An 18,147-nucleotide genomic window follows, 5' to 3' on the forward strand; every position below is an offset into this window, starting at 1 on the left:
TGCTTCACTCTATTCATAAGTGTAACATAAAATACAGGTTTATGCCTTACTTTTTTCTGACAAAAGGTGTAAGAATTCCCATTTTCCGCGTTTTTTCTGCAAGAGATCTTCAAGGCTAAAGCAGAGAAGCCTGCCTGCTCTGTTTTAGAGCAGGCAGGCTTCTCTTTTGCCCCCATAACGCTTTATATTATTTCCTATGCCTCAGCCGGCACAAATACTCTGGTATTGTGCACATCATGGCCGGCTTCCTCCGCCGCTTTTTTTGCCATGGCAATGGCTTCCTCACAGAACTGCTCCTGTGCACACACCAGAACCTTTCCGCGCTTGTCAATCTTTTCATAGGTTCCGTCCGGCTGCAGCACATGAGCCTTTACATTATCCTCCAGCTGAACCTGAAGGATATGGATTACCTGTTTCTTTAACTCCGGATCCTCTACCGGGAACATAATCTCCACGCGCTTGTCGAGATTTCTGGGCATCCAGTCTGCGCTTCCCATATATACCTCTGGACTGCCGTCATTTTCCACATAAAGAATCCGGGCATGCTCCAGGAAATTTCCCACAATAGAATGCACCGTAATATTCTCGCTGAGACCAGGAATTCCCGCCTTCAGGCAGCAGATACCCCGGATAACCAGTTCTATCTTCACACCAGCGCAGGAGGCCTCATACAGATTTGCAATCACCTCTTTATCACAAAGTGAATTCATCTTTGCCATAATCCGGGCCGGCTTTCCTGCCCGGGCATGCTCCGCTTCCCGCTTAATCATCCGGATACAGCGGCTTCTCAGCCACAAAGGAGCCAGCGCCAGCTTATTCCAGGTCGGCGGCTCTGAATATCCGGAAAGCATATTGAAAACAGCAGTAGCATCTTCGCCAATCTGAGGATGACATGTCATCAGACCGCAGTCTGTATACAGCTTTGCCGTAGAATCGTTGTAGTTTCCCGTTCCCAGGTGGACATAACGGCGAATACCGTCCTCCTCCCGGCGAACCACCAGCGTAATCTTACAGTGCGTTTTCAGTCCTACCAGACCATAAATAACATGACAGCCCGCCTTCTCCAGCTTTTTTGCCCAGTTAATATTATTCTCCTCATCAAATCTGGCCTTTAGCTCCACCAGAACTGAAACCTGCTTTCCCCGTTCCGCTGCCTCGGCAAGAGCCGCCACAATGGGGGAATGGCCGCTTACCCGGTACAAGGTCTGCTTAATCGCCAGCACATCCGGATCCTTTGCCGCCTGACGGACAAACTCTACCACAGGTTCAAAGGTCTGGTAGGGATGGTGCAGAAGAATATCACCCTTCCGCATATTGGTAAAAATATCATCATCATTCATAAAAGCCGGTATCGGCTGAGGCGTATAAGACGGCGTTTTCAGCTCATCAAATCCGCTCATCCCGTACATTTTCATCAAAAACGTCAGATCCAGAGGACCGTTGATCTCATAAATATCATCGTTTCCTACAGAAAGCTCCCGTTTCAGAATCTTTAAGAGGCGTTTGTCAACCTTTTCCTCTACCTCCAGACGGATAACCTCGCCCCACTGGCGCTTCTTCAGCTGCTTCTGGATCTCCTCCAAAAGATCCTCTGCCTCCTCCTCATCCAGAGTAAAATCTGCATTTCTCATAATCCGGAAGGGGTGAGCAGACACAATATTATAATTCAGGAACAGCTCCTTCATATTTCGTTCAATAATCTCTTCCAGCAAAATCACCCGGCGCTCCCCGTTTCCATCCGCAGGAAGCTCCACAATCCGGGGAAGGCCGGAAGGAACCTGAACCATGGCAAACTCCAGCCCATCCGCTCCATTTTTCTTCTGTACCAGAGCTGCAATATTCAGAGACTTATTGCGAATCAGAGGAAATGGACGGGAAGAATCCACGGCCATCGGCGTCAGCACCGGGTAGACATTGTCGTGGAAAAAACGATCCACAAAGTTTCCATCTTTCTCTGTCAGCTCTTCATGCTCAGAAACAATCTGAAGTCCCTGCTGCTTTAAAGCCGGAAGTAGAGAACGATTGTAGGTGGAGTACTGAAGCGCCACCAGCTCATGGGTCTTTTCTCCGATCAACTCCAGCTGCTCCTCCGGCCTCAGACCTGCAATATCCGTCTTTTTGTATTTTGCATGTACCATATCCTTCAAAGACGCCACCCGAACCATAAAAAACTCATCCAGGTTTGACGCCGTAATGCTTAGAAATTTCAGCCGCTCAAACAGCGGAATAGACTTGTCCCGGGCCTCATTCAAAATACGAAAATCAAACTCCAGCCAACTCAGCTCCCGGTTTACATAATTTTTTGAATCCAGATAATTTAATCCTGTATCAGCCATATTTTATACCCTCTTTTTCTGTTTTAACACTGGACGAATGCCAAAAATTTCCTCAAAAAAGTCCCCCTTTTCCGCAATAGACATGGCTTCCAGCGTTACATCACCATCATATTCCGTGGAAATCACCAACATGTTTCCTTTTACGCTTAAACGGCAGTCAGACAGCTTTCCCGCATGTCCCCGATCCATAGAATTAGCCAGACGAAGAATCGCTGTCAGCTTTCCTATGATCAAAGGCAGATTTTCCGGATTGGCCAGACGACTGTCCCTTGACAGTCTTGCCTGCAGCTCCACCTCATTGTATCGGAACTTCTGAATATGATACTTTACCACATTCGCCACAATTTCCCGCTCCACATGAGACAGGCCAATAATCTCCGTACCCATAATAATATTATAAGCACATTCCGTAGCGTCCCGCATGGTTACAAACTTTCCACAGGAATGAAGATCTGCTGCGATCTGAAGCAGCAGACGTTCCCGCTCCTTCAGTCCGTGATATTTTTTCAGGCTGTCAAATACCTTCAGTGCCGCCAGCTCCACAGCCTGAATATGGGGCATATGGCATTTGTACCGCTTTGCCATATTCCGGGAAGCCGCAATAATATCATTGGAAAAATTGTGTTCAAACCGAATCAGCTTTTTTTCTTCTGCATACTCCGCCGCTGTCCCGTCTGCCATACGAATACCCGGAACCCAGAGAATCTCCGCCCCGGTCACCTCCAGCATTCTTTTGTAAATAGCAACTGTAGGAAACATCATAGATGCATATTCTCCGTTTACGTCAAAGGCATCCTCCAGCTGGGCGCGGGTTTTGGTGCGCATCCACTCAAAAAAGCTGTTAAACTTTTCTGCTGTCAGACGATCGCTGCGGGTAATTCCATTCAGCTTGTAATACATGGTCAGAATCGGATCTCCAATTGCAATCAGATGTTTGATTTCCCGATCCTTTAAATACATCTTTCGGAAGGTCAACAGCTCATTATCAATCAGCTCCATAACAAGAGACTGTTCTGCCTGAGCCGACAGTTTTGCATGAGTCAGAATCTGACGCAGCTTTAAAACGCCAAGAGGCAGGTTCTGAGTAGAAATCAGGGAATCCTTATCAAAAACCGATGCCTGCATACTGCCAAATCCCACATCTGCAATCGCTGTTCCCTTCTGGATGGTCTTCTGAAACTCCGAGGCCTTGATCGCAATCGCTTTATAGCGGATAAATCGCTGCTCCGAATTGCTCAGTACCTTTACCTGGATTCCCGTCCTGACCCGGATCTGCTCCAGCACAATCTGACTGTTTTTTGCCTCCCGCATAGCCGTTGTGGCATAAGCCCGATACTCGTTTACCTGGTATCCCTTCATAATGGATGCAAAATCCTTCAAAACCCGGCAGGTTTCCTCTACCATCTGGTAGCTGATTTTCCCGTCCTCAAAGGTATCCTTTCCCAGAGCAATCATATGCTTCACATGATCAATGGAACGGACGCCTGTCTTTTCAGAAATCTCATAAATTCCCATCTCCAGTTCAAATGACCCTACATCAATCGCTGCAAATGTTCGTACCATAGCCCCTCACTCCTCTCTGTCTGTTCCTCCTGCCCAGGCTCTTTCGCAAAACCTGCTGCTTCTTTTCAATATACAAAACAAACATAAAATTTGCGTAAAATCCAGGTTAAATATTCAGAGGCATCCTCGCTTCTGTAATATTTCCCTGGATTTTTCCTTTGTCTCAAATGTTCAGTTTTTCTCAATAATTTCCAAGGATTCTCAAATTCAGCGCCTCGGCTCCAATGCCCTTCAATGCATTTTTTACTGCCGCATCCTCCAGATTTCCCTCGATATCCACAAAGAACCGATACTCCCAGTTCCGTCCCGGTATAGGCCGCGATTCAATCATAACCATATTGACATGATTGAAAATAAAATGACCCAGTATATTATACAGAGTACCGCTGCGGTGAGGAAGCTCAAAACAGATGCTGATCTTTCCTGCATCCCGGCGATATACCTGTTCTCTGGCAAGAATCACAAACCGGGTGGTATTTCCTTTGTTGTTCTGAATCGATGGTTTTAACACCTTTAATCCATACAGTCTTCCGGCAATCTCGCTGGCAACTGCCGCCTGTGTGGGATCTCCATCCTCCAGAACCTTTCTGGCAGCCACTGCCGTATTCTCCATACTGATCTGCTTCCAGTCTCTATGACTGTTTAAGTATTCTGAGCTCTGCATCAGCGCCTGAGGGTGAGAATATACAGTTTTAATCTGCTCCTCTTCAGCCTCTGCTGTTCCCAAAAGAGCGTGATTTACTGGAAGAAATGTCTCTGCCACAATCGAATTGGAATAGCGGGTCAGAATGTCATACAAATCCACAACTGCCCCCGCAGAGGAATTCTCAATGGGAAGAACTGCAAAATCTGCCCGTCCTGCCTGAACCTCCTCCATAGCGTCTCCAAAATGCTCCACATGGTACACATCTGCTTCTTCTCCAAAATACTGAAGGGCAGCGCCATGGCTGTAAGCGCCCTCCACGCCCTGATATACAATTCTGGCCCCTTTGGCAGGAAGACCTTCTACCCTGCGAAAGCCCAGATCCTCACTTTTTCCGCCTTCCTCAAGCAGCTTATACTGATACCTTCTGCTGATGGTCATCATCTGTGAAAACAGCTCTGTCACTGCCGTTCTGTTGAAATCTCCATGGGCCATCGCCTCTACGGCCTCCAGCTTCTGCCTTTCCCGCTCACCGTCATACACGGCTTTTCCTGATGCCAGCTTAGATTCTGCCACATGTCCGCAGATTTCCATTCTTTTTTCAAACAGTTCTACTATCTGCCGGTCAATCCCGTCCAGTTCTTTTCTGCACTCCAGTAAATCCACTATTTTCCAGACCTCCGAATCTGCTGCTCCGCCTTCAGCATTTCTATAATTTTATTTCGCGTGTAGGCCCCTGCATGCTTTCTTTCCTCCAGAGGAAGCTCCTTTGCATAAAACGGCTCTCCAAATTCAATCGTCACTTGAGAACGGCGGATAAAAGGAATATGCTTCTCAAAAACCTCTGAGGTGCCGGTAATGGCTACCGGAACAATGGGACAGCCTGCCTTTTCCGCAATTTTCAGGCTTCCCTCCTTAAAAGGAAGAAGCTCTGTCACATCCTCATTGATATTGCGCGTTCCCTCCGGGAAAATCCACACAGAAATTCCTGCTTTTATTTTCTGAATTCCATCCAGAATCGTCTTCATTCCTGCTTTAATGTCCGTTCTGTCCAGAAACAGACAGTTTACATTCCGCATCCAGTCTCTCAGCAAAATATAACGTTCCATTTCTTTCTTCGCAACAAAGCCCAGCAGGGTAGGAACTGTGGTATATCCCACAAGAATGTCAAAATAGCTTTGGTGGTTTCCTACATAAAGTACCGGGCCTTCCGGAATCCGCTCCTGCCCCCTGACTGTAACCTGCACTCCGCTGATACGCAGAATCAGACGAAACATCGCCTGCACAATCTTCAGGCTATGCGCCTGCTGCTTCTCCGGATCCTGTTTCCCTACGTGATTTTCCCACAAAAGCAGGGGAATACTGAAAATCAGAAATCCCACAACCAGCAGAGCCACTAAAATAAATCGTATCATGTCTTACCTCTTCTTCTGACGTTGCTGTCATTTTCTTTTTGTCCTGCCGCCGTCATTTGATCCATTCCTCGACAGATTGTTTATTTTTCCAGTATATAAAAAAAGAGAAGCAAAAACAAGTCATTTGCTTCTCTTTTTTGTAATTTGTTCAAACAACAATCCTGTGGCAAACCACAAAGGCGCAAAATCCAGACGGATCAGACCGTTGACACTGGCGCGGCTTGCGCTGTAATCCCAGGGACACATTCCTCTCGCCCTCAGCCAGGCACCGGAAATGTATTCCGCTGTAAAAATCAGCACCATGTCAATCATACCATGGCGAATCAGCTGTTCCGGAAGGCTGACCTTCTGATCCCCAATCCAGAAATCAATCAGCTTCAGCGCAGGAGACAGAAAGGCGCCGCAGCCATAAATAGGAAACATCAGAAGAGAGGTTCTTCCCATAAGCCGCCAGTCCCTGGCCAGCACTGATTCTACAGAGGTAAACATCACCTCCAGGCACCAGCCTGCAATGCCGCATTTCATAAAATTACCGGGCAGTTCTTTTAAAACATTCAAATATTCCATAACAACAGTCTGCCCCCAAAATCCCGTTCCTATACCTGCTCTTTATTCTTTATAAGTAACGGTTCAGGTCGGGGCAGTTACCTTTATAAAAGAGGTGACAGCAGACGGCAGCCCTGCTCACGAATTCGAATCCAGAGATTTCTGGATGCATAAACCTCCTTTGTAATCTCACGGCAATCATCCAGATCCCTTAAAAACGCCTCCTCCAGAGTTTCCGTCGTATTCTCATCATAAATCGTAGCATTGACCTCAAAATTCAACTCAAAGCTGCGAATATCCATGTTGGCAGTACCGCAGCAGCTAACCCGGCCATCTGTCATCAGGCATTTTGCATGAAGAAAGCCCTTTTCATAGGTATAGCATCTGGCCCCGGCCCCTATCAGCTCACCGATATAAGAATAAGTGGCCCAGTAAACAAAGGGATGATCCGGCTTACAGGGAATCATAACCCGTACATCCAGACCGGAGCCGGCTGCCATTTTCAGAGCGCTCAGCACTGCGTCATCCGGGACAAAATAAGGTGTCTGAATATAAATATGATGGCGTGCTCTGTGAATCAACTGAAGATAGTTGTCACGAATCTGCCGGTTAGAGGAGTCCGGTCCACTGGTAATGATCTGAATCCCCAGAGGCTCCCAGGCAGGACAAACCGGCATACCATCCGCCTTCTCTGCCCTTATCCCATAAAAGAGGGTTCGCTGATCCATAAAATAACGAATCTGCTTAAAAAGATTCTCTCCCGCTGCATAATTCCAATCCAAAGCAAAACGGATCTGAAGGCTGATCACCGCATCTCCCGTAATCCGCAGATGAGTATCCCGCCAGTATCCAAACTTGGGATCCCGCCCCAGATACTCCCTTCCCACATTGAAACCGCCTACATAGCCTGTATGACCGTCAATTACAACTATCTTTCTGTGATTTCTGTAATTCACGCGGAGATTTAACCGCCCCAGCACCGGCGGAAAGAAGCAGGCTGTGCGGATTCCTGCTGCCTCCAGCTCCTTCCATTTTCTCTTTGGCATAAAGCGTCCGCCCATTCCGTCATAAAGGATTCTGACCTCCACTCCAGCCCGAACCCGCTCCTTTAATATGGGAACAATCGAATCAAAAAGCTCGTCATTTTTTATAATATAATACTGAATATGGATAAAATGAGATGCCTTTCTCAGCTCCGTCCGCAGATCCTCGAATTTTTCTTCTCCGTCTGTAAATACCCTGACCTGATTGGCTGCCGTCAGCACAGCGCCGGACTGCTCCAGATTATAGTAAATCAAATCTGAATAATCCTGCGCCAGTTCATCTCTCGAAAACGGACCGACCCGCCGCAGATATTCTTCCTGGGTCCGGATAGGACGCCGGAACCGATCCTCGACCTCCTTAACCCGAAACATTCTGCTTTTTCTGAAATCCTGGGCAAAAATCAAATAGAAAAAGAATCCAAAAACAGGAATAAAATACAGTAGCATCAGCCAGGTCCAGACGGCCTTGGGATCCCGCCTCTGAAAAAATACAATCACTACGGATAACACCAGATTGATATACAGAAGATGCTCCATAAGCCATCCCCAAATCTCTGCTGCAAACTCCATTCCCCCACTCCTCTCTGCCGATTCCCGTTCCTCGCAGCTTCTGCTTCTTGAGGCTTGCTCTTCTCTCCTTCCACAGCTTACTGCTTCTCGCCGATTCCCGGCTCTCACAGCTTCTGCTTCTTAAATCTTCACTTCTCGAGCCTTGCTCTTCTCGCCCTGCTTTCAAACCTCTACACAAATTGATTTTTTCCAGGATCATACCGGTAATCTATAGTTTCCAGCTTTTTTTCCAGCTCCGCCTGATCTGCCTCCAGATCCTGGCAAAGCTCCTCCAATGACGAATACCGATCACGAAGCTTTGTATTTAAAAAGCTCATCAACATAACCGGATCCTTGGGAATTCCTGCCATACCTATCCATCCTTTCCTCTGGCGCCTAACAGAAAATCCCTCTGTTCTGCGTCAATTTTCTGTGATATGATGTAACAGTTCAAACTTGCGGGGATTCGGTCAGAAAAACTCGTTGAAAGCTTGCTTTCATAAGATTTTTTCTGACCGAATCCACATAAGGCGGACGCCTAAAGCCTCTTGTCCGCTGTAAGCGGGCAAGAAGATGCAAAGCTGAACTGTTACAATATTATGATGAATCTGTCCGAAGCAAAAACTTTCAGACAGTTCTTTATCAGTTTACAATGTTTCCAGACAAAAAACAAGAGACATTCCCTTCCCATTCGAAATATTTACCCAAAGGAGCCCTATACCATGAACCAGGAAAATAAACGGATTCTGATGATTGCCACAGGCGGAACCATTGCCTCCAAACGAAGCGAAACTGGGCTGAAGCCGCTGATTACCTCAGACGAGCTTTTGAGCTATGTGCCTGACGCCCGCCATTTTTGTCAGGCTGATGCCATTCAGGTCCTGAACATTGACAGCACCAATATCCAGCCGGAGCACTGGCTGCTTATAGCCCGCACGATTGAGGACCACTATAACCAGTATGACGGCTTTGTTATCTGCCACGGTACAGACACCATGGCCTACACCGCCGCAGCTCTTTCCTACCTTATCCAGAACTCACCCAAGCCTATTGTAATTACCGGCGCCCAAAAACCGATTGATCTGGAAATTACAGATGCAAAAACAAATCTGCTGGACAGCCTGCGCTTTGCCTCCTGCAGCCGCGCCCACGGTGTAAATCTTGTCTTTGACGGCAAGGTTATTGCCGGAACCCGCGCCAAAAAGGAACGAACCAAAAGCTACAATGCATTTTCCAGCATTAATTTTCCCTATGTGGCAGTGATTCATGATGACCACATTATTTTCTATCTGGACGACAAGGATCATGTTACCGGCCCGGCAGTCTTTTATCACCACCTGGACAGTAAGGTGGCTCTGCTGAAGCTGATTCCTTCTATGGATGCCGGAGTTCTTGATTATATGGCAGAACATTACGATGCTGTCATTATTGAATCCTTCGGCGTCGGCGGTATTCCCGCCCGGGAAACCGGAGATTTCCACAGCGCCATTGAACGGCTTGTCCGCTCCGGAAAGACCCTCGTTATGACAACCCAGGTCACCAATGAAGGCAGCAATATGTCTGTTTATGAAATCGGGAAAAATATTAAACAGGAATTCGGACTTTTAGAAGCCTATGACATGACTCTGGAAGCCGTTGTCACAAAGCTGATGTGGATTCTTGGCCAGACTCAGGATCCGCAAATGGTGCGGGAACTGCTGTACCGCACCATTAACCGTGATATTTTATATCCTGTATAGCTTCAGGCGTCTTTTTTCTCCATGGGCAGGCGGCCGCGGAAAAACCGTTTCTTCACCTCATTCCACTGGAAAGGAATCAGAGGATAGATATAGCTTTTTCCTGCAATGGTTTTATTAAACACAACTGCACATATGGATAAAACTACCCCGACTCCGTATCCCCATACATCAAAGATACTGGTAAGAATCAGGATCATTACCCGCATAAACTTCAGAGCATAGCCCAGTTCAAAACTGGACTGACTGTAATTGGCTATGGTTACAAAAGCCATATACAGCATCGTTTCTGAATTGAACCAGCCGGACTTTACGGAATATTCCCCCAGCACAATACCAGCAATCACACTGAGAGGCGTTGTCAGCATATTGGGCGTATTGATGGCCGCCAGCCGCAGACCGTCAATGGCAAATTCCAGAATCAGAAGCTGAAAAATCAGAGGAACATAGGTCTGATCCGCCAGCTTGGTAAATTCCAGCCAGTCCGGCAGCGCCTCCGGATGCATCATCATCAAAAGCCAGGTAGGCGTCAGAAACAGTGAAAGCACAGCTGTCAGCATTCTGGAAAGCCGCAGATAGGTTCCTGTTATCGGCGGAAAATAATAATCATCTGCCTCCTCAATAATATCAAATACCGATGACGGCAGCACCATAGCCGCCGGAGAATTGTCCACCAGAATGACAATATTTCCCTCCAAAATACAGGCTGCCGCTGTATCCGGCCGTTCTGAAAATTTGAATTTCGGAAAAGGGTTATACCATTTATAGGGATAAATTCCCTCTGCCAGACTCTCCTGATTCATGGTCAGCGCATCGGCATGAAGCTGCTGGATTCGCTTTTTCACTCCTTTCAAAAGATTTTCATCTACTCTTCCATCCATATAACAGACTGCAATATCTGTATGAGAGCTTTCTCCTGCTGACAAAATCTCCATTATAAGTCTGGGATCCCGAATTCTTCGCCGGATCAATGCTGTATTAAATATAAGAGTCTCTACAAATCCATCTCTGGAGCCCCGCATCACCTTATCTTTTTCTGGCTCTCCTACACCTCTGGCCGGATAAGTCCGGCAGTCCAGTGTCAGGCATTTGTCATATCCATCCAGAAAAATACAGGTAATTCCCGACAGAAGCTGAACAATCACATCCTTCTCCTGTTCCAGAACTCCTACCTCGCCATAAGGCATATATTTCTTGGAAAACCCATCTGCATCCTCCGGCATATCCTCCGGCTGAATGCTCCACCAGGACTGCAGCACCTTTAACAGCACCTCATCCTTAGTAAATCCGTCTACACAAAACAGACATCCCTTTCGCCCCGCTATATCAATTACTCGATATACTACATCAAAATTTTTATCCGTCTGAAGAATCTGTTTAAAATGCTCCAGATTTTCTGTCATCTGTTTTGAAAATGCCATAGCCTTCTGCTCCTCTCGCATTATTCTCTCTGCTCATTATGTACCGCTTCCTGACAAATTATCCAAAGGCAGACAGAATTGGCGTTTCTATCGAAAATCCTCCTTCGATTCCCAGAAAATCCTATGTATTTTTTGCACACTTTGTCGATTTGTCGGGAAATTTTCTGATAAAATATGCACAAATATCATTGACTTAAAAAGAAAGAAATGGTATATTATACCATGTAAGAAATAAAAGCGAACGTTGATTTTTCGACATCCTTAATTTTCTTAAGATTGGTATGGGGATACCAGCGTATAATGTACGGTTTATTGTTCGTGACCGGAGGAGCTGCTTTCTGTGGGGGAAAGGCAGCTCCACTTTTTATGTATTATTTTTATATTCCATTCCAGAAAATAAAGAAAGAACTGTCGCTTCACGATCAATCATAAAACAACAGTTCCCTCTCCATTTCTATTAATAAAACAATCACATTCTCTCAGACAACAATAACTGTAAGCTTACACAATTTCCTCATAGGGCACACGGTTGATTCCCTCTTTGACAGCCTCCTGCGCCACTGCATTGGCAACTGCCAGGGCTACCCGCTTATCAAAGGATGACGGAATCACATACTCCGCCGTCAGTTCTTCCTCCGGAATCACTGCTGCAATGGCATGAGCTGCAGCAATCTTCATTCCCTCTGTAATATCTCTCGCGCGCACAGCCAGAACTCCCTTAAACAGTCCCGGGAATACCAGCACATTGTTAATCTGGTTTGGATAATCTGAGCGTCCGGTTCCCACAACAACCGCTCCACCTGCCTTTGCCTCATCTGGCATAATCTCAGGCACCGGATTTGCCATAGCAAATACAATTCCCTGGTTCATAGACGCAACCATTTCCTTTGTTACCAGATTTGGACGGGAAACGCCGACAAAAATATCCGCTCCCTTTAAGGCATCTGCCAGAGTTCCATGCTCCTTGTTCTGGTTGCTGATATGAGAAATCTCCTCCTGTCCGGAATTTAAGTTTTCATCACCCTCACAGATAATGCCATGAATATCACACATAATAATATTTCCAAAGCCCATAGCAATCAAAAGCTTTCCAATAGAAACACCGGCTGCACCTGCGCCGTTAATTACCACACGCAGCTGTCCCATGGTTTTTCCGGTCACCTTCACTGCATTCAGAAGCGCTGCTCCCACAACAATCGCAGTTCCATGCTGATCATCGTGGAACACCGGAATATCGCAAACCTCTTTCAGCTTCTTCTCAATTTCAAAGCAGCGAGGCGCCGCAATATCCTCCAGATTGATTCCGCCGAAGCTCTTAGAAATCAAAGCAATCGTATTCACAATCGTATCTACATCCTTGGAATTCACGCATAAAGGAAATGCATCCACATCCGCAAAGGTTTTAAACAGAGCACACTTTCCTTCCATAACCGGCATTCCTGCAGAAGGGCCAATATCTCCCAGTCCCAGCACTGCCGTACCATCTGTGATAACAGCAACCAGGTTGCCCTTTCTTGTATAATCATAAGCCTTCTCTTCATCCTCGGCAATCAGCAGACAGGGTTCCGCCACGCCAGGCGTATAGGCAAGAGCCAGCTCCTCTCTGTTGGTTACAGGTGCCCGGGAAATCACTTCGATTTTCCCTTTCCATTCTTTATGCTTCTCAATTGCCAGCTGTTTTTTATCCACAAAAGTATCCTCCCGTAAAATGTAGATTCGCCTGATTCTTGGCTGACTTCATTTTAATACAAATGCATCCCTGCGTCAACGCAAAAACGGGGCGCCGGATAACCCGGCGCCCCTGAAAGGACTTCTCCTCTAATGCACTTTGTCAGCGCTTCTGTCAGCCTTCGATAGAAATATACTTCTTCTCTTCCACTGCTGGCTGAACCTCCTTTTTCGGAATATGCAGCTTCAAAATGCCATGCTTAAACTCACCTTTAATATCCGCCTCTGTCACATCCTCACCTACATAGAAGGAACGCTGGCAGGCTCCGGCATAACGCTCTCTGCGAATATATTTGTGGGTTTCTTTTTCCTGCTCATCCTTATCCACGCCCTTGGCCGCAGTAATCGTCAAATAACCATTTTCCACAGAAGCAGAAACCTCGTCCTTCGTAAATCCCGGCAGATCCATCTCCAGCTCATATTCTGTATCCGTCTCCTTCACATCGGTCTTCATCAGATTTCTACCTCGGCGGCCATACAGCTTTTTCTCCAGTCGGCGCTCCGCCTTATCATCGAAAAACGGAAAATCACTCATAAAATCGTCAAACAAATCTTCTCCAAAAATACTAGGCATTAACATAAGTCATCTCTCCTTCTCTATTGATGCAAAATCACCTTGTTTTTCTGGAACCGGAAATCCGGAGGAAGAAAATCCATCGACCAATGCCGGTCATTGAATTCTTATCTCTTCCTTTTGTTCTATCTGTAATATAACACTTATTTCTGTGAATGTCAAGCGCATCTTTGTGAATTTTCTGTGTCTTTTATCGGCATTGTACCCATTTTCAGTCAGGCCTGTGAACCATAACCTAACACCTTCCGTCTGCTGCAGCCTTCTCCAAAAAGCACTTACTCCACATAAGCAATCAGCTTTTGTCCATCCTGGGAACTGTCAATAACAATGGTCTGTCCCTCGCTGATATTACCTTCCAGGATAATCCGTGCTGCCAGGGTTTCTACATGCTTCTGCAGGTATCGTCTCAAAGGACGGGCGCCATAAGCGGGATCGTATCCATTTTCCGTAACAAAGCTCTTGGCTCCGTCTGTAAGTTCTACCTTCAGCTCCCGATCTGCCAGACGCCTGTTTACATCTGCCACCATCAAATCTACGATATGGCTGATATTGTCTTTGGTCAACGGCTTAAATAAAATCGTTTCATCCAGCCGGTTCAAAAATTCCGGGCGGAAATGAGCGCGCAGCTCCTGCATTACCATCTGTTCTGCCTCCGAACGAATCTGTCCGGCCTCATCAATTCCATCCAGCAGATATTGAGAACCTATGTTGGAGGTCATAATAAGAATCGTATTCTTAAAATCCACCGTCTTGCCTGTGGAATCTGTAATACGGCCGTCATCCAGCACCTGAAGCAGTACATTGAATACATCCGGGTGAGCCTTCTCCACCTCGTCAAACAGCACTACCGAATACGGTTTCCGGCGCACAGCCTCTGTCAGCTGGCCGCCTTCATCATAGCCCACATATCCTGGAGGCGCTCCGATCAGACGGGCTACCGAATGCTTCTCCATGTACTCACTCATATCAATACGGACCATATTGTTCTCATCATCAAACAACGCCTCTGCCAGAGCCTTGGCCAGCTCTGTTTTTCCCACGCCGGTAGGTCCTAAAAACAGGAAGGAGCCAATCGGCTTGGTAGGATCCTTGATTCCGGCCTTGGAACGAAGAATGGCCTCTGTTACCTTCTCCACGCCCTCGTCCTGGCCTACTACCCGTTTATGCAGCACATCATCCAGATGCAGAATTTTGCTGCGTTCGCTTTCATTCAGCTTGCTTACAGGAATTCCTGTCCACCGGGAAATAATCCGGGCAATCTCATCTTCTGTAACACTTTCATGAACCAGACTCAAATCCTGAGTTTTCACCTTCTCTTCCTCTGCCGCCAGCTCCTTCTGCAGCTGAGGAAGCCGTCCATACTGCAGCTCTGCCGCTTTATTCAAATCATACTGCTGCTGGGCTGTGGCAATATCCCGGTTCACCTGCTCTATCTCTTCACGAAGAGCCGACAAACGGTCTACAGAAGATTTCTCATTCTCCCACTGTGCCTTCTTTCCTGCAAACTCCTCATGAAGCTCTGCCAGATTCTTCTGCAGCGTCTCCAGACGCTCCTTACTCAAATGATCCGTCTCTTTTTTCAGAGCCGTCTCTTCAATCTCCAGCTGCATAATTTTACGGGACAGCTCATCCAACTCTGCAGGCATGGAATCCAGCTCCGTCTTAATCAGAGCGCAGGCCTCATCCACCAGGTCAATGGCCTTATCCGGCAGGAATCGATCCGTAATGTAACGATCCGACAAAACAGCTGCAGAAACAAGTGCAGAGTCCGTAATCTTCACTCCGTGGAAGACCTCATACCGATCCTTAATTCCACGAAGAATAGAAATCGTATCCTCTACTGTCGGCTGATCCACCAGAACCGGCTGAAAACGACGTTCCAGAGCCGCATCCTTTTCAATATATTTTCTGTATTCGTCCAGAGTCGTCGCACCGATACAGTGCAGCTCACCACGAGCCAGCATGGGCTTTAACAGATTGCCGGCATCCATGGAACCCTCTGTCTTTCCAGCGCCAACAATGGTATGAAGCTCGTCGATGAACAGAATAATCTGCCCCTCGCTCTTTTTTACCTCCTCCAGAACTGCCTTCAAACGTTCCTCAAACTCGCCCCTGTACTTGGCTCCTGCCACAAGCGCACCCATATCAAGGGCAAACAGCCTGCGGTTTTTCAAGCCCTCCGGCACATCACCACGGACAATTCGCTGAGCCAGTCCCTCTACGACAGCCGTCTTTCCGACGCCAGGTTCACCAATCAGGACAGGATTATTTTTTGTCTTTCTGGACAGAATCTGAACCACATTCCGGATCTCACTGTCACGGCCAATCACCGGATCCAGCTTCTGATCCCTGGCCCGCTCCACCAGATCATATCCATATTTTTCCAAAGTGTCATAGGTTGCCTCCGGATTGTCACTGACCACCCGCTGATTTCCCCGCACCGTAGACAGGGCCTGCAAAAACGAATCCCTGCTGATGCTGTACTGCCTGAACAGCTCCTTCAAGGTTCTGTCTGCATACTTCATCATAGCCAGGAAAATATGCTCTACCGATACATATTCATCTCCCATGCCCTTCGATTCATCCTCTGCATGAATCAGCACCTTGTTCAGATCACTGCTGATATATACCTGACTGCTGCCGCTTACCTTCGGAAGTCCCGCCAGCTTCTGCTCTGCCTCATTGACAATCATCTCTTTGGAAATTCCCATTTTCGTCAGCAGTTTCAGAATCAGGCTGTCCTCCAAAGTCAGAAGGCTGTAAAACAAATGCTCCTGCTCAATCTGCTGATTTCCGTACTCATAGGCATATTTCTCACAGTTCTGTACCGCTTCCATAGACTTCTGAGTAAATTTATTAATATTCATAGCTGTTCCTCCTTTCGGAACATGTGCATTTCTTGCATTTCCTTGTTCTATACGAAATATAACACATGTTGTTAGCCATGTCAAGAGGTGAGTGCTAATTATTTTGTGAAGATTTTGTGAAGCCTTGATTTTATGGGCTTCACAGGGATTTTTCACTTGCTTTCCTTTATTGCGGTTATTCTACATCATTCACTTTCCAGTTTGCCAAAGATTTTAATTCGATCTTTGTTCCACCGGGAAGTAAAAACCAATGATCATTGATTGCCTTCACCGGATAAGCCTTAATCCTCTCCATGATCTCTGACTCAGATTCTACCGCAATTGAAATATGATCGTAGCCATTCTCTACGCCTGTATTAATTGCTTCTGTTTCACAGAGCTGGATTCCTTCTTTATACCAGCACTTGCGTTCTGGCTTTTCCCCAGTTTCTCTCCACATATGCATTTCAAATACATCTTCAAAAAATTTCTGTGCCTCCTCATAAGATGTTGTGCGAATTGCCGCATGATCTATTTTTGCCATTTTCTTTCTCCTTTACTACCGCATTTCAGGCACTTTCTCCTCATATTCCTGTTTCAGTTCCTCTGCCAAATACGCATCGCTCATGCAGTGCATATCAGAAACACCGTCACGGATCAGCTGATAAACCTGGGAATGATAAAAGAAATCCAATGCCTCATCCAGCGAGAGTCCCTGCTGCTTCGCAAAGCATTCAATAACACGGCTATATTTTTTCTGAAGCAAAATCGGATTCGCTGTCATAGTGTTTCACTCCCTTCAAAATGCAACAGAGACAGTGCTTTCTCTGTGCGGAAACATATTTGCAGATTCGGCTTTTCATAACGCAGGCGGTTGATAGCTTCCGTCTTATCAATCAGCCCGTCAAAGAACAGCTCCACAGTATTGAACACCTTATCATTGGCAACACCGCCCACAACCAGGTCGTAATCGGTCGAATCTTTCCCGCTACGGCAGTTCAAAATAAAGTCCAGCCATTCTTCGGAATAAGAATCGAATTTCAGCGTTTTCAGTTCAACTTCCCGACTTTCATCGTATTCATACCGGGAAATAATACCGTCTTTCCCACGACGTTTGAACTTGCCGCACCACTTTGCAGCCTGTTCATATAGCGGCGTGACATAGAAGCCACGCCCGAAGTCCACATTGGGGCGGGAATGAGCTAAATCTGGCTTAGCAATCTCTAAGAAAGAACCATGATAGAGAATCATACTTCCACACCCCTTTCTTTCATCACATCAAGGAGGTCATCAACGATATATTCCCGGCTCTGGGTATGCAGCACTTCATATTCCGGCACGATGTAGCCGTTCAAAATATCACTCTGTCCGGTAAATGCCTGATAAACACGCTCTGCATCCACACCCAGCTTTGCCGCTACATTTTCAATGCAAAATACAGCAAACTCCAGTTCATTGGAATTTTTGATTTTTTCATCCGTCATCATACGCAAGCCCTCCTTTTACGATAAGCAGGTTCTCTTTGAACTCTACATTCTTCGATTCTCCTGCGAGAATTTCTTCTATGATTATAATAACACTTCCCAATAGTATAACCATCTGTGCTTTGCCCATTCACAAACTGAGCTGCTGTTGAAGGGCTAGTAAGCTCACAATTTTTAAGAATATTACCATCCCCATCTACATACTCTGGATTATCTCGATACGCTTTAGCGGTTTTCCTACCTTTAATGTGATTTGCAAAATC

17 protein-coding genes are annotated in these 18,147 nt (G+C 46.5%); 1 reads left to right on the forward strand and 16 read right to left on the reverse strand.

The genetic code is table 11. The features are described from left to right. Nucleotides 1-194: 194 nt before the first annotated feature. From ACESON_RS05595 to ACESON_RS05625, 7 genes are all read right to left on the reverse strand, one after another. Nucleotides 195-2,336, reverse strand: coding sequence for an RNA degradosome polyphosphate kinase (locus tag ACESON_RS05595; RefSeq protein WP_177960051.1), 2,142 nt, complete (start codon nt 2,334-2,336; stop codon nt 195-197). A gap of 3 nt (nt 2,337-2,339) precedes the next feature. Then, a complete protein-coding gene (locus tag ACESON_RS05600) occupies nt 2,340-3,899 on the reverse strand; it encodes an exopolyphosphatase (protein ID WP_373108807.1) in 1,560 nt (519 codons plus the stop codon). A 181-nt stretch (nt 3,900-4,080) separates the two neighbouring features. After that, on the reverse strand, nt 4,081-5,211 hold the full coding sequence (locus tag ACESON_RS05605; RefSeq protein ID WP_373108867.1) for a bifunctional chorismate mutase/prephenate dehydratase: 1,131 nt from the start codon (nt 5,209-5,211) through the stop codon (nt 4,081-4,083). Next, nucleotides 5,208-5,957, reverse strand: coding sequence for a 1-acylglycerol-3-phosphate O-acyltransferase (locus tag ACESON_RS05610; RefSeq protein ID WP_177960048.1), 750 nt, complete (start codon nt 5,955-5,957; stop codon nt 5,208-5,210). The genes ACESON_RS05605 and ACESON_RS05610 overlap by 4 nt, the downstream gene beginning before the upstream one ends. A 120-nt stretch (nt 5,958-6,077) precedes the next feature. Beyond that, nucleotides 6,078-6,524, reverse strand: a complete 447-nt coding sequence (locus tag ACESON_RS05615; RefSeq protein ID WP_177960047.1) for a hypothetical protein — start codon at nt 6,522-6,524, stop codon at nt 6,078-6,080. Nucleotides 6,525-6,607: 83 nt separating this feature from the next. After that, complete coding sequence (cls, locus tag ACESON_RS05620) at nt 6,608-8,116, reverse strand: cardiolipin synthase (protein WP_177960046.1); 1,509 nt, start codon at nt 8,114-8,116, stop codon at nt 6,608-6,610. A gap of 170 nt (nt 8,117-8,286) precedes the next feature. Next, entirely contained in the window at nt 8,287-8,466 is a 180-nt protein-coding gene (locus tag ACESON_RS05625; RefSeq protein WP_373108809.1) for a DUF4250 domain-containing protein, read from the reverse strand. Nucleotides 8,467-8,817: 351 nt separating this feature from the next. Between ACESON_RS05625 and ACESON_RS05630 the strand changes: the two genes are divergently transcribed. Then, nucleotides 8,818-9,834: a type I asparaginase gene (locus tag ACESON_RS05630; RefSeq protein ID WP_177960044.1), complete on the forward strand. Its 1,017-nt coding sequence runs from the start codon at nt 8,818-8,820 to the stop codon at nt 9,832-9,834. Nucleotides 9,835-9,836: 2 nt separating this feature from the next. Here ACESON_RS05630 and ACESON_RS05635 read toward each other — a convergent pair whose 3' ends face one another. The 9 genes from ACESON_RS05635 to ACESON_RS05675 form a co-directional block, all read right to left on the reverse strand. Then, on the reverse strand, nt 9,837-11,252 hold the full coding sequence (locus ACESON_RS05635) for a spore germination protein (RefSeq protein ID WP_373108810.1): 1,416 nt from the start codon (nt 11,250-11,252) through the stop codon (nt 9,837-9,839). Between the two features lie 501 nt (nt 11,253-11,753). Then, nucleotides 11,754-12,941: an NADP-dependent malic enzyme gene (locus tag ACESON_RS05640; protein ID WP_177960042.1), complete on the reverse strand. Its 1,188-nt coding sequence runs from the start codon at nt 12,939-12,941 to the stop codon at nt 11,754-11,756. A 154-nt stretch (nt 12,942-13,095) separates the two neighbouring features. Further along, nucleotides 13,096-13,560: an Hsp20/alpha crystallin family protein gene (locus ACESON_RS05645; protein ID WP_373108811.1), complete on the reverse strand. Its 465-nt coding sequence runs from the start codon at nt 13,558-13,560 to the stop codon at nt 13,096-13,098. Nucleotides 13,561-13,829: 269 nt separating this feature from the next. Next, entirely contained in the window at nt 13,830-16,421 is a 2,592-nt protein-coding gene (gene clpB / locus ACESON_RS05650) for an ATP-dependent chaperone ClpB (protein ID WP_177959790.1), read from the reverse strand. Between the two features lie 175 nt (nt 16,422-16,596). Next, nucleotides 16,597-16,944, reverse strand: a complete 348-nt coding sequence (locus ACESON_RS05655; RefSeq protein ID WP_373108812.1) for a VOC family protein — start codon at nt 16,942-16,944, stop codon at nt 16,597-16,599. Between the two features lie 15 nt (nt 16,945-16,959). Next, entirely contained in the window at nt 16,960-17,184 is a 225-nt protein-coding gene (locus ACESON_RS05660) for a DUF3791 domain-containing protein (RefSeq protein WP_373108813.1), read from the reverse strand. Continuing rightward, nucleotides 17,181-17,651 (reverse strand): DUF3990 domain-containing protein, encoded by a 471-nt coding sequence (locus ACESON_RS05665; RefSeq protein WP_373108814.1) that lies wholly within the window; start codon nt 17,649-17,651, stop codon nt 17,181-17,183. The genes ACESON_RS05660 and ACESON_RS05665 overlap by 4 nt, the downstream gene beginning before the upstream one ends. Continuing rightward, a complete protein-coding gene (locus ACESON_RS05670; protein WP_373108816.1) occupies nt 17,648-17,887 on the reverse strand; it encodes a DUF3791 domain-containing protein in 240 nt (79 codons plus the stop codon). The genes ACESON_RS05665 and ACESON_RS05670 overlap by 4 nt, the downstream gene beginning before the upstream one ends. Then, on the reverse strand, nt 17,874-18,014 hold the full coding sequence (locus ACESON_RS05675; protein WP_373108817.1) for a hypothetical protein: 141 nt from the start codon (nt 18,012-18,014) through the stop codon (nt 17,874-17,876). Before ACESON_RS05675 ends, ACESON_RS05670 begins: the two co-directional genes overlap by 14 nt. Nucleotides 18,015-18,147 lie beyond the last annotated feature (133 nt).

This window comes from Lachnoclostridium sp. Marseille-P6806 (genome assembly GCF_964238185.1).
GTDB lineage: Bacteria > Bacillota > Clostridia > Lachnospirales > Lachnospiraceae > Brotaphodocola.